Source organism: Bacteroidota bacterium, from assembly GCA_039111535.1.
Lineage (GTDB): Bacteria > Bacteroidota > Rhodothermia > Rhodothermales > JAHQVL01 > JBCCIM01.
This window is the reverse complement of the sequence record JBCCIM010000183.1, coordinates 1-13253: the sequence shown is the minus strand read 5'-3', so window position 1 is coordinate 13253 and position 13253 is coordinate 1. Positions and strand designations below refer to the sequence as shown.

Genomic DNA, 13253 nt, shown 5'->3' with positions numbered 1-13253 from the left:
TTGAAGCCATGGTTAAGAGGTGTTATTTTTAAGAGTTAATCTTAAGCGCTTTGTACCCAGCTAGCATAGCCCACTACCCCTCTTTATAAAGCTCCTTCACAGCCGATCTTCATTTTAGACCTAAACAGGTGATCGCGTATACGTACTTCTTGTTACAAAAAGCCCATTTTAGTGCCTTGTTGATCCCGCTTTTTTGCGGCATACAACTTCATGCCAGGGTTTAAAACAGGTAGTTCAACCAAAGTACGATCAGAACAGTGCGATCATACGGGTCCATTTCTAATACCCCCATGCGACGATCCGGCGGCCAACGTCCGTTGAGGATGTTTGTGTCGATGATGGCCGTTGCCATGGTCCTGCTCACAGGATTGCTCGCAACTTCAGCTGCTACGCGCGATGATGTTGCCTGGCGTGATCTGTACCAGGTTGCAGTGGTGCCGTCAGATACCGATTCTGTTGCGATCAATACAGCAGATCTGCTCTCCGTTGCTGCTGACACATCCGACACCACCCTCGCAGATACCAGTTTTATCTACAGATATATCCCCAAGTTTAAGCGGGATATCCCCAGTTCGTCCCTTTTCCCCCGGCAACGCCGGCCGCTTGCCACCAAACTTGGCAATTACTGGCGGCACAACATCGCGCTCGATTCTACCGAGAATAAGTATTATGTAACCGAATCGGTTGGCAAACTCACTGTACGTTATCCGGTAGAGATTCCCTACGAAGAATACCGCAAGCTGCGCCTCGAAGTTGGCGTCCGCAAAGAATTCTCGCGCCTTGCTGATCAGGCTGCACAGCGCCGGCGCGCGCGCCAGCGCAATGGCGGCCTGGGCTTCAATATCATCGTACCCGGTGGCCGCGAAAGCGCGTTTACAACAATTTTTGGTACGGCTGATATTGACTTGCGCGTAAACGGCCAGGCAAACATCAATGCCGGCTTCAATATTCGTAAAAGTGATCAGCAAACCGCACTAACCGGACGCGAAACACAGGTTGATCCGGAATTCCGGCAGGACCTGCGCCTGGGTATCGTCGGGCGTATCGGTGATAAGATGAATATCGATGTCAACTGGGATACCGAACGCGAATTTGACTACCAGAATCAGCTGAAGCTGCATTACGAAGGTTATGATGACGACATCATCAAAAGCATCGAAGCTGGTAACGTATTCCTGCAAACACCTTCTACACTGATTCGAGGCGGACAAAGCCTCTTTGGTATCAAAAGTGAATTTCAGGTTGGTGGTATTCAGTTCCAGACAGTTATTAGCCAGCAGGAAGGCCAGTCGAATAGCCTGAGTATTGATGGCGGTTCTGAACCAGAGCCGATCGAAATTGAGCCGATCAAGTACGAAGAGAAAAAACACTTCTTCCTCTCTTACTATTTCAGAAACCGTTGGGAAACGGCCCTCGCTGCGCCACCGCTTATTGAAGTTGCTGACGGGTTTGAGCGGATTACAAGGGTTGAAGTATGGAAGCTCCAGGCAACCAGCGCAGAAGACCAGTTGCGTGCGGCTATTTCCGTGATTGACCTCGGGGAAGAGCCGGCGGTCCGCACAGAGGCTAACAACTACACGGCAACCGTACTACCAGATTCTCGCAATGACGCCTGGGATGAAAGCACGCTAACAACCGATCTGATTGATCAGTTGGGGCTTGATGGTGCGGACTTCCAGACGGGTGATCTTGTGAAGCTGGAAGAAGGCCTGGATTACGAATTTGATGACCTGCTCGGCTACGTGTCTCTGCGACAGGGCATGCAGGAAAGCGAGGCGCTTGCCATAGCCTATGAGTATGTAGCCAACGGCCAGCTTTTCCAGATTGGTGAATTTGCAGCTGACAAGCCGGACAGTGATACACGCCTTGTGCTCAAGCTTCTGCGGCCAACGAACTTGCAGCAGCCAAACCTCAGCGGTGGTTTCAACCCTGCCGCGTGGTACCTCGAACTGCGTAACCTGTACCGCCTGGATGGCCGCGGGATTAACTCTACTGATTTTGAACTTCAGATTGAGTATGAAGCGCCGGGTAGCCCGGGTTCGAAAACATTGCCCGGTATTGGTCGCGGTTCAACGTTGCTCCAACTCCTTGGTCTTGACAGACTCAACGTGGATGAAGCCTTGCAGCCAGATGACAGGTTTGACTACCTGGAAGGCTACACAATCGATCCGCGCCGCGGGTTGCTTATCTTTCCCTATCTGCAGCCATTTGGCCAGCGTATCGCAGACATTATCACGGAAACCGTTGCTGATCCGGAATTGCGGCAAGAGGCACTTTCCAAGTTTGTGTATTCGAGTCTTTATGACAAAAAGAAAGACAATGCCCGCCTTGATACCCAGCTTGATGTATACCGCATAAGCGGTTCATACAAAGGTGCGGTTAAAGCATTTTATAACCTGAATGCGTTTGCCGGCGTTATTCCGGGATCCGTCCGTGTGACAGCTGGTGGTGCACCGCTTACCGAAAATGCTGACTACACGGTAGATTATGCAGGGGGGACGGTTAGTATTACCAATCCGGCGTTCCTGACTGCCGGCCGGAATATAGAAATTGATTACGAATCCAATTCACTTTTCAATATCCAGAAAAAGACGCTGTTGGGTGCCCGTGCTTTTTATCAGTACGATGATGTACTTACGCTCGGGACCACCCTGATGCGCCTGAGTCAGAAGTCGCCGGTAGACAAATTCCGCCTGGGAGAAGAGCCCATCTCAAATACAATTTGGGGGGTAGATGGCAACTTTAAAATGGAGCCGCGCTGGTTAACGCGCGCTGTAGATGCGTTGCCCCTTATTCAGACGCGTGCACCGAGTTCTATCCGGGTGACCGGTGAATTTGCACAGCTTCGCCCGGGGCATACAGAAACTACTGCATTTACTAGAAGCCGGCGCGAATTGCAAGGACAAGGCCGCGACTTTAACAGTGACGAGCTTTCTGGTATTTCGTATGTAGACGACTTTGAAGGCTTCGAAACCACATTCTCGCTTCGCCAGGCCGGCGCCTGGCAGTTGACTTCACCGCCCGATTCCATTCGCGAGGCGGTGAATCCTCCAACAGGTTTACCACGGGTTGAGCGCGACTCCCTTAAAACAAACTGGCGAAGTACATTTGCCTGGTATACCCTCAACGTTAATACGCTCCGGCAACTGTTGCCGAAAGTCCGTGTCCCGTCGGAAGGTGCCATTTCATCGGTTCAGATCCGTGACGTATTCCCTGATCGAGATACACGCGGTGAACTTGATCAAACCCTCTCTACCCTGGATTTATACTTCGACCCAACCGAGCGCGGACCGTATAACTATACGCGAGATCTCACAACCTTCCTGCAGCAGCCACAAAATGCCTGGGGTGGGATGATCCAACGGCTGCCAGAAGGATTTAATGACTTCAACGTCAAAAACATCGAGTTTGTCGAGTTCATCATCCAGTCTTACCCGGAAGGACGCAATGATACGGGTGATGAAGCCACGCTATTCATCGACCTGGGTACGATATCTGAAGATGTAATTCCCAACCGTGAGTTGAACAACGAAGATGGCCTTTCGCTGTCATCAGTTGGGTCAAGGGTTGACCTGTGGAGCCGGCTGCCTTCTGTAATTCCGGATAAAGTTATCAATGTCCGCGACAACCGTACGGAAGACCTGGGGCTGGATGGACTCGTTTCATACGACCCGGAGGCCTACGATCCCGGTGCGCGCGAGCACGTTGTTTTTGCTGATTACCTCGAAACACTGCAGGCCAACAACGTTGGCGATCCTGCATATGAAGAGGAATTGCGCAAAATTATGATCGACCCCTCTGGAGACGATTACCATTACTTCGAGAACGACCAGTATTACGCAGAGAGTGGGGTGTACAATGAAATACCAACCCTGCAGCAGCGCTTCAGTCGGTACTTCCCAACCAGTGAGTTGAACGCCTTTGAGACGCAGAATAAACTGGCAACGAACACTTCTGTTAAACGCGGTAATATCCAGTACCCGGATACGGAAGACCTGAACATTAACACTACCGTTGATACAGAGAACGACTACTTCCAGTATGAAGTACCGCTGAGTAAAGCTGTGCTTGATGATCTTGGGCAGCCAGACAAGCTGGATGACTATGTTGTAGGTGAGATCACTTCGCCTGAAACCGGCCCAACAGGTTGGTACCTGATCCGTATCCCTGTTCAGAATTTTACGCGCGTTGTTGGTAACATCCAGGACTTTACCCGTATCGAGTCGATGCGTATCTGGACAACGGGGCACGAGGTGCCGGTAACCATGCGCCTTGCCTCGCTTGAGTTGGTAGGTAGCCAGTGGCGCAAAACTGCGCAGGTAGATGAAGAGCTGCTTGATGATGACTTTGTGCCGGTGCAGACGGATACCCGCTTGACCATCTCGAGTATCAACAACGAAGAAGACTCAAACATTTATCGCCCACCGTTTGGTACCATTATCAGCCAGACGCGCCTCTCTACCGGACAGGCACAGGACGCGCGCGAGCAGTCGATGGTAATGCGCGTGGAAAACCTGCCGCCGGGCTCCCAGCGGGCCATTTCTAAAACGTACCCCAATGCGTTAGACCTGCTGAAATATTCCAACATGCGATTGTTTGTGCACATGCATGGGGAATTGTGGGATGGTACAGACTTGAAAACGCTGGAACGCAACGAGTCACGCGAGAAAGTGAAATTCTTCATTCGCCTCGGTGCAAACGAAACCAATGACTATTACGAATACGAGCAGCCCCTGACGCCCTCCGAATTTGGCTCCCTGAATCAGGATGAAATCTGGCAGACGAACCAGCAGTTTGGTGATCAATTTATTGATCTGAACTCTGTTAACATTGTGCTGGGTGCCTTGAATCAGTTGAAGGTTGCGCGTGACGAAAGCCTCGATCCAAATGGTATTCCGTTTCCGACTGACAGTCTGTTTTGGAATTTCCAGGATGATCGGTCGCTTGTTGATCTGGCGTTTGCCCCACCGGGCACGCGTATCGGGATCAAAGGGACGCCTTCGTTGGGTCGCGTCAATACCATTGTTATGGGGATCCGTAATCCTGTACCGCAGGGCGATGAGATGGGTGACGAGTTAGGTGACGTTACGGTATGGGTTAACGAGTTGCGTACGGCCGGCTATGACGAAACCAATGGCTGGGCCGCATTGGCAAACGTGGATATCAAACTGGCAGACCTTGGTGGATTTAAAGCCAACATCCGACGGCAAACGGATGGGTTTGGTTCACTGGAAAGCTCGCTCGGAGAACGCGATCAGAACGACTTGAACAACTGGAGTGTCGCGGGCGACCTCAATCTGGACAAGCTGATACCGGAAAAAGCCGGCTGGTCTATTCCCGTTTCTGGCCAGATTCAATCGAACACCTCTACGCCGCGCTTTGCGCCAAGCCGTGGTGACGTGCGTTTGCAAGAAATTGTCGACCAGATTGAGACGCAGGGGCTTTCGCCAGAAGAAGCAGCAGAGCGAACACGTGAGGCCCGAGAAGCTGCGCAGGCTTTCTCTTACACCCGCTCAATGTCTTTCAGGATATCAAAACGAAATTCGCGCTGGCCCATTATGCGTATCCTGGTAGATGGACTTTCGTTCAACTACTCTTATACAGATAAGCAATCGCGCAATCCATCCCAGAAAATGAATGACTCCTGGAGATGGTCGAGTAACCTGAACTACCTCCTGAATATCCCACAGCCTAAAACCCTTCGCCCGTTTTGGTTTTTGGAGCGCGTCCCGGTTGTTGGATTGCTGGGCGACTTGCGGTTTAACTACCTGCCGCAATCCATCAAGGCTTCCGCTTCGGCAGCACGTAACTTCTCGGAAGCACAGCAGCGAACTTCCGCGCGGCTCACGGCCCTGGAAGAGTTGTCTACATTCCCGATTCGCGAACAGCATACATTCTCACACCGCCGGAATGTTAGCGTGCAGTACAACCCATTCCAATTCCTTAATCTGAGCTTCGACACAAGCACCAACCAGAGCCTTAACCAGTTGGGTGTTGATACGCTTCACAGTGTGATCGATCTGAATACAGACTCGTTGTATCGGAATATCAACATTTCAGATACCACCCGCCTGGCAGGATTGGGTATTGCGGCTGATGATATCGGCATTTCTGCTTTTGGTGTAGAAGAGTTGGAGATTGTATCAGCGCGTAAAGCGCTCAGCGGCCTTTTCTCTGGCGATCAGGATTTGCGGACAGAGCAGCATGATCAGCGCTTTAATGCTACGTTCCAGCCTACTTTTAGTCGAAATGGTTTCCTGAACTGGGTGAATGTCCAACCCGTTACCTATACGGTGCAGTACAGTTGGCAGAACGGTGCGCTAGGGCGTGTTACCGGAGCAAACATTCGAAACCAGGTAAGTGTCCGGAGTGGCCTCACGTTGCGGCCGATTGAGTTATGGAAAAAAATCCCGTTCTATGAGCGGATGTTGAACGCACAGCAGAAAGAAGAGCAGGAAAAGCAGAATGAGCTTCGAGAACGTGACAAACGCCGGCAAGAGCGGCGCGAGGCTAAAAAAGAACGCAAAGCTGAACGCAAAGAAGCAAAGAAAGCTGCCGCGCTAAAACGACAGGAGGATGAAGCACGCCTGGCCATTGAAAATGCTGGCCGGGAAGAACGTGGAGAAGACAAACTTTCGCTGAAAGAATTCCTTGAAGCTGAGGCTGCTATAGAGGCAGAATTGGAAGCTGCGCTGGCTGAAGAGCAAGCCCGCCAGGCTGCTCTTGATGCTGAAGATGAGGGCGTTGGCGTTGTCCCTGGAGCGGATAGCACACTGGCTGGCGGAGTACCGCCTGTCGGGGCAGACAGCACAGCACTGGCGGATGACACTGCACGTACGGATAGTACAGCACTTGAAGGTGCAGATTTACTTGAGGCGGAGAAGAAGCGCCGGCTCAATATCAAGTTACCCAAACTCAAGCCTGTCTCTTTTGTCCGACGCATTGCGCTTGCCGCAACCGGCGTGCGCGACCTGAGCATCAACTATACCGCGAGCCGTAACTCGGCGTCGAGTAACGTGGGTATTCCTGAGTTCAACAACGCCGGGGATATTTCAGATGTTGTTGTGAACTATAGCCTCATCGATGCGCTGTTTAACGACAAAGGGCCGCCAATCGGTTATCGGTTTGGGCTTGATCGTACGATTGCACTTGATAACCGTATTGTGACCAACAACCTCCAGGTAACCGATGTGCTATCGGACAACAATCGGATTCAGGCGCAGACTGCTTTGAGTCCGGGCAGTAACCTGACAATCAACCTTACGTGGAGTCTGGATTGGGGCAATAATACCAACTTTACCTTCCGGCCACTCGATGTCGGCGGCATCGATGAAACGCGAACGGAGCGGGGAAACAACAGCTCGTCTATCTGGGCATTCCGTGCTGATTATGTAGACCTGTTTTCTCGGCAGTTGGATGCGTACGTGAGAGATGCCGAGCAGGCTGCAGTGCTTAATGAGTTGGGTGACGAAAACGGCGACGGCCGTGTGATTCTTACAAACCGAACGCTGGTTTCAGACTTCTTGCAATCCTATATCGGTGACGGACGTGCCCTGGATGGTTCCCGCGCCTTGTTGCGATTCCCGCTGCCGGCGTGGCGCGTGAATTATACCGGACTTTCAAACTGGCCGCTATTCCAGCTCTTTACACAGAAAGTTACCCTGCGCCATAGCTATAGCGCAGACTATACAACAGACTTCCGCTCGAACTTGCTGCCTGCCGGCGGCGACCCGACCAGTGCGTTTAGCCTGGGGGCCAAACAGATTACGTTTGACATCCCAGATGTAGAGACCGGGGCGGTCCGTATCAACGAGCGGTTCTCGCCATTGGTGGGACTGGATCTCGACTTCAAAAACCAGATCCAGACGAACCTGGCCTGGAATAAGTCCAATATCTACTCGCTTAGCTCTACAAGCTTTGAGGTCAACGAGACAACCAATAGTGAGCTGTCCTTCTCTGCCTCTTACCAGAAACGTGGATTGAAATTGCCGTTTTTCAAGAAGAAGCTTGATAACCGGGTAAGCTTCAAGTTTACCATGTCGCGCGCAGTCATCAACGACCAGCGATTCCGGTTGCGGCGTGCACTTGAAGAAGCCATTGAAGCGGTGGATAACGGTGAATTCTATGATCCAAACCTTGCAACACAGGGTGATAATGCTTCCGTTGTGTCTGCATCGACGCGCCTTACATTGGCACCTCAGATTTCCTACCAGTTCAGCAACCGCGTATCAGGTGACTTCCGTTTGCTGATCGAAAACTTTGACAGTGAAGACAGCCGTACGCCTTCATCGCAGGTGATTTCAGGCACCTTCAACTTCCGAGTTAGTATACAGAACTAGGTGTGAACTGGTTTAAGGTTGCAGGTTATTGCAAGATCAAATAGCCTGGTCCTACATAGCATTTAGTATGGGAAGTATCGATGACGCCGGCAGCAGAAAAGCAGGAAGTTGTGGTATGTCAACTGGGGCAGGTTCAGTATGAGCCGGCCTGGCGGTTGCAAAAGCGTATACAGGCTGAACTGATTGCTGCCAAACGCGAAGATCCGCCGCGTGCTGTACCACACGTCATGCTGGCCGTAGAGCATCCACCCGTATACACCCTTGGCAAAAGCGGCGATGCACGCCATTTACTGGTCTCTGAAGCACTGCTGGCGCAACAAGGCGCTACGTTTATCCATATTGATCGGGGTGGAGATATTACGTTTCATGGTCCCGGTCAGCTTGTCGGCTACCCAATACTAGACCTCGATCGGGTTTGTCGCGATGTGCATCTCTACTTGCGCAAACTGGAAGAAGCCGGCATCCGTACCTGTGCTGATTTTGGTATTTCAGCCGGCACAGTAGACGGAAAAACGGGGGTTTGGATTGACGCTGAAAACGAAACCACTGCTCGGAAAATTTGCGCCATGGGCATTCGATGCAGCCGCTGGGTTTCCATGCACGGGTTTGCCTTCAATGTAAATACAGACCTGAAGTACTTCGACAACATCGTGCCCTGTGGCATTGTCAATCGTGAAGTGACAACGCTTGCAAAGGAGTTGGGTACCGCGGTAAATATGGATGAGGTACTCAATACGTGGCTGAAACACTTTGCAGCAGTGTTTGATGTTAGCTACAGGATGCTTGACGGGCAGCAGTCTCTGGCCTTTCTGGAAGATTTTTTGGGCGAGTCATTGGCGGCATATGAACTTGCTGAGGTTTTGTAATGCCATCTTTTGTGTTACCTTCCAGCACACGATAGATAATCCCGAATAGATAGATGAGCAATTTCAGCCTGAAGGAGTTTGCGGGCCGCCTGGTTATTGAGGCGATGTTTTACGACGAGGAATACGGTGCAATAGGCAATATCAGTCTTGTTAGCTACGAAGAGCAAAAAGAGAAGTACATCGCCTATTTCCTGCCAGAAGAGCTCACCTTTGTGATCGACAAGGTGACGGTATGGGAAGAATACGACCATGAAGAAGAGGGCGCCATAGGCTATGCCCTCGCGTTAGATACCGAAGAGCACATGGCATCAAAGGTGCCAGCAGAGGTTGCAATGGAAGTCCTGTCGCTTGCAGAGCAGTTCAACCTTGCGCCCAGTGCAGCCCTCTTTTTTGAGGATGACGCTGAATAGCGGCTCACGGACCGACAGGGAGCAGTTGGAAGCTCTTGATGGCCAGTGAAATCCACCCCAGAATAAACAGCACGCCCCCGATTGGTGTAATGGCCCCCAGCCAACCTGTGTCGGTCAGGACGAGCAGATAGAGGCTGCCTGAAAAGATGATGGTGCCGGCGAGGAAGCAGTAGCCGGCGCTGTTGAGGAGCCCTGGGTGACTCATTGAGATGTATCCCACGATTAGCAGTGCCAGGGCATGGTACATCTGGTATTGCACACCTGTCTCAAATGTGGACAATCGGTTTGCTGACACTTTGCCTTCGAGCATGTGGGCGCCAAAGGCACCAAAAGCAACGGCGAGGCCTGCAAGGATGGCACCTGCGAGGAAAAAGTATTTTGTCATAGCATTGAATGTCGTAAGGGCCAATGAAAAACCCGTGCATGAGAAGTCATACACGGGTTTAACAAGCTAAGGTGTACTTGTGTGAAGTATCTCAAAAAAACTATCTAACGCGCGTAACTGTACCTGTTTTTCTGGTTGTAGGCGTTTGTAGTTCATACAGGTAGGTACCAGCCGGCAGATCTGAAGCGTCAATCAGTATTTCGTGTGTGCCGGCATGGCGAACCCCTTCGTCAAAAGACTTCACAACGCGGCCCTGGAGGTCGTAGAGTGAAAGGGTAACTGCGTCTGGTTGTTGCATCGTGTAAACAACCGTGGTTTGTTGTTGGAACGGGTTTGGGTATGCCTGTTCGAGCGTAAACAACTCTGGGACAAGCACTTCTTCTACAGAAACCTGTGTGGCAAAACTGAGGCTGTCAGCATACACAAAGTCGCCCGTTCTGAGGCCATTTCCATTGGCAGCAACGCCCGAGGCGTAAATCCTGATGGGTCCTACGTCTTCTGTAGGAGCTGTCCATTGAAACGTCCATTCTGTTGCACCGTCAGCTGATACGGCGTCGTCATGTGTTATGTAGCGTTGTACGGCATCGGCGAAGTCTGTACCCTGCCCGAGGCCAAACGTACCGGTAAACCGAAAAGGATCATTGACCGGGCGTACGGTGGCCTGAAAGCCAAAGCGCCCCTGATTGGCTTGTTCAACCTTGACGGTAAAGTTCATGGTTGCGCCCGGTGCGTACGTATCGGAAGTTGTAATAGTAACAGCACCGGGTCCGGCATTAAGCTGGTTGGAGTCGTGGCAACCGCCAGTTGCGCAGGTATTGTTACCGCGTGCTCCAGTGTTAGCGCTGGGCGCACCTTTGCCATTGGTCAGGGCTTGAAGCGGAAATAGTAAGACAAAAACAATAATACCCGTAATGAGAATTATTCGTGTGATCATGGTATTTGTGAGCATTAATAAATTGAGAGCCGCATAAAGCGCGCATTTTACATTCGCCGGCCACTTCTTAAACTAATGCGTATTTGGGAGGGAAAAGTGCCGGTAACACAGGAGGGGGAGGTGCTTGAAATCCTCGCAAAACCTGTACCGACTTGTTGCTGGGATACTAGAAACCTGTTTCAGGCCGCAAATGCCTGATGTAATATAACGCGAAAATATGCGCCCGTGTATAAAGGGGATGCGTGGTGTAAAACGTTACGCGCCGCCGCTACCTTTCAGGATGGCAATAGATTCGATGAGCGCATCTTCTGCTATTTCTTCTTTTGGTGCATCACCCCAGAGGCGTTCAAGATCATAAAAGGCCCGTTTCTCTTCGTTGAATACGTGGACCACAAGGTCAACGTAGTCGAGCAGTACCCACTGCATGCTGCCGGCGCCTTCGGTGTGCCAGGGCAATTCTTCGCCTTGCTCCTTGATGCTCATGCGCACAGCTTCGATGATGGCTTTGATTTGGAGTTCAGATGAGCCACTACAGATAATAAACAGGTCGGCTACGCCACTGACGGCGCGCACATCCATAATCACAATGTCATAGCCTTTTTTAGACTGGATTGCTTCTACAGCAATCTGCGCCAGCTCTTGTACTGGCAGATGGTTGTTGCGGGATTTGAGTGGTGCGTTGTTGGGAATTACGTTTGGTTTTGCTGTCATATAGTAAACGATCGTGCCATTAATTTAACGGGCAGGCATCATGTTTATTGGTTTTTAAACGGAGTTAACGTCGCATAATCCTTTCCAATCACAATGGACGCGTCAAGGTATTCATCAAGCTTGATATCCTGAATGACGCGGTCTTCGGGCAGGCCTACAGCCTTCGCCAGTTTTCTTGCAGACTCCAGATCTCCGATGCGGTCGTATACAACGGAGTACTCCTGCTCAAATGTTTCAAAGTCACCCACTTCGACGACGTCAAAACCTCTTTTTCTCAGAAATTGCGTCATATCGCCGGCCAAACCGGGCTCCCCACAGCCATTTCGGATCTCCACCTGGATGATATCGCCGATAAGTTGTCCGGAGCTGGCTTCCCGTACGGGGTCAACCCGTGGGGCAAAAACACGTGTACCGAGTGCATACAGCAGGGCAAGCAGAGAAATGCCCAATACAACAAGCACTACATTGAGCAAACTGTTTCTGGACGCAGCCTGACGCTCGTTCATAAAGGGTTGATCAGCTTCGGTTTATGCTGAGAAACAAGACGCGGCCATTCCCTGCAGGGAACGCCGCGTTGTGAAAACTGGAAGTGCTATGTGATAAATCGTCTGGCTATTCCCCACGGTCTCTCCAAAACAGGTTGCTGGAACCGCGTGACGCGTGGAAACGATTCATGCCACGGTATCCACCATAGTAGCCGTAAGGCGAGCCATAGCGGCCATAAGGGCTCTGGTGGAATGAAATATGTAATTCAACGTTTTCTGATGGACGGTACGCTACTTCAGCATTTTGGACGAAGATGCGTGCGTCGCCGTTGAGGCCACCAGCAGCATTGCTGAGGGTACCGGCATTTGGTGAGTAAGCCGCGCTGATATCCACACGGGCCGCGAGCTTGTCACTAAACTGCCACATCATGGAATTGGTGAACATGCCAAGAGAAGAGGTTTGGCCACCAAAAGAAGACGATGAAAACTCAACAGATTGCGACATGCGAAAATGTGACGGGTCGAAGAACTTGTTCAGGGAAAATCCTGAGCTCTTTGTTTCGTACAGTTTCACTGGTGCCTGCTGCTCAAAAGCAGTTTCCCGAAGTTGGGCCTGTGCCGGCAACGCGGTGCCCAAAAACAACAACAGGCAGGCTAGAGAAACAAAATTACGCATGGCAATCCTACATTTAGGGTTAAACTACAACTCTATTATAAACGCTTACCGCCTTTGTGTCAATAACTTTTAGGGCAATCTTTTGTTCACCACTGCGTGTTTAATCCCTGCAGTAGCATCGCGCGAGGGCGCCACGGGGCGGTTTAAAACAGGATACACGCTTAAAATCGGCTTATATGCGCCGTATTTTAAATGGCGGGGTTATATCGCGTCCCTCCATTCGACATACACATGAATCTTGCTGCATGCGTACCCGTTTGGTAGAGCTATAACGTTTTTTGTTACCGTTTAGTATGACGGGTTGAAAGTTAAATGTTTTAGGTTAGAGGTTGCTCGGCCGGGAAGCCGTTTTCAACCTTCAACCAGCAACCGTAAACAATCAACATGATAGTATTAGGGATCGAAAGCTCTTGCGATGATACGGCTGCGGCGGTGATCAGAGACACC

At 51.0% G+C, this 13253-nt stretch carries 8 protein-coding genes; 3 read left to right on the top strand and 5 right to left on the bottom strand.

The genetic code is table 11. The annotated features are described in order from the left end of the window. Positions 1 to 290: 290 nt before the first annotated feature. The 3 genes from sprA to AAF564_21445 all read left to right on the top strand — a co-directional run bounded on the left by sprA (position 291) and on the right by AAF564_21445 (position 9615). Entirely contained in the window at positions 291 to 8339 is an 8049-nt protein-coding gene (sprA, locus tag AAF564_21455; GenBank protein ID MEM8488131.1) for a cell surface protein SprA, read from the top strand. A gap of 80 nt (positions 8340 to 8419) precedes the next feature. Next, positions 8420 to 9205, top strand: a complete 786-nt coding sequence (gene lipB, locus AAF564_21450) for a lipoyl(octanoyl) transferase LipB (protein MEM8488130.1) — start codon at positions 8420 to 8422, stop codon at positions 9203 to 9205. 53 nt (positions 9206 to 9258) lie between these two features. Beyond that, a complete protein-coding gene (locus tag AAF564_21445) occupies positions 9259 to 9615 on the top strand; it encodes a hypothetical protein (protein MEM8488129.1) in 357 nt (118 codons plus the stop codon). Between the two features lie 4 nt (positions 9616 to 9619). Here AAF564_21445 and AAF564_21440 read toward each other — a convergent pair whose 3' ends face one another. From AAF564_21440 to AAF564_21420, 5 genes are all read right to left on the bottom strand, one after another. Further along, positions 9620 to 10000 (bottom strand): DUF423 domain-containing protein, encoded by a 381-nt coding sequence (locus AAF564_21440; GenBank protein ID MEM8488128.1) that lies wholly within the window; start codon positions 9998 to 10000, stop codon positions 9620 to 9622. A 100-nt stretch (positions 10001 to 10100) separates the two neighbouring features. Next, positions 10101 to 10934: a choice-of-anchor V domain-containing protein gene (locus tag AAF564_21435; protein ID MEM8488127.1), complete on the bottom strand. Its 834-nt coding sequence runs from the start codon at positions 10932 to 10934 to the stop codon at positions 10101 to 10103. A gap of 255 nt (positions 10935 to 11189) precedes the next feature. Next, positions 11190 to 11645: a ribosome silencing factor gene (gene rsfS, locus AAF564_21430; protein ID MEM8488126.1), complete on the bottom strand. Its 456-nt coding sequence runs from the start codon at positions 11643 to 11645 to the stop codon at positions 11190 to 11192. Positions 11646 to 11689: 44 nt separating this feature from the next. Next, a complete protein-coding gene (locus AAF564_21425; GenBank protein ID MEM8488125.1) occupies positions 11690 to 12151 on the bottom strand; it encodes a LytR C-terminal domain-containing protein in 462 nt (153 codons plus the stop codon). Positions 12152 to 12257: 106 nt separating this feature from the next. Next, positions 12258 to 12806 (bottom strand): hypothetical protein, encoded by a 549-nt coding sequence (locus tag AAF564_21420; protein MEM8488124.1) that lies wholly within the window; start codon positions 12804 to 12806, stop codon positions 12258 to 12260. Between the last annotated feature and the right edge of the window lie 447 nt (positions 12807 to 13253).

What these genes read in the sequence shown, in the direction of transcription:
- rsfS (MEM8488126.1), bottom strand. Translation starts at nt 11,645, where the DNA reads ATGACAGCAAAACCAAACGTAATTCCCAACAACGCACCACTCAAATCC.
- AAF564_21435 (MEM8488127.1), bottom strand. Translation starts at nt 10,934, where the DNA reads ATGATCACACGAATAATTCTCATTACGGGTATTATTGTTTTTGTCTTA.
- AAF564_21440 (MEM8488128.1), bottom strand. Translation starts at nt 10,000, where the DNA reads ATGACAAAATACTTTTTCCTCGCAGGTGCCATCCTTGCAGGCCTCGCC.
- lipB (MEM8488130.1), top strand. Translation starts at nt 8,420, where the DNA reads ATGACGCCGGCAGCAGAAAAGCAGGAAGTTGTGGTATGTCAACTGGGG.
- AAF564_21425 (MEM8488125.1), bottom strand. Translation starts at nt 12,151, where the DNA reads ATGAACGAGCGTCAGGCTGCGTCCAGAAACAGTTTGCTCAATGTAGTG.
- AAF564_21420 (MEM8488124.1), bottom strand. Translation starts at nt 12,806, where the DNA reads ATGCGTAATTTTGTTTCTCTAGCCTGCCTGTTGTTGTTTTTGGGCACC.
- AAF564_21445 (MEM8488129.1), top strand. Translation starts at nt 9,259, where the DNA reads ATGAGCAATTTCAGCCTGAAGGAGTTTGCGGGCCGCCTGGTTATTGAG.
- sprA (MEM8488131.1), top strand. Translation starts at nt 291, where the DNA reads ATGCGACGATCCGGCGGCCAACGTCCGTTGAGGATGTTTGTGTCGATG.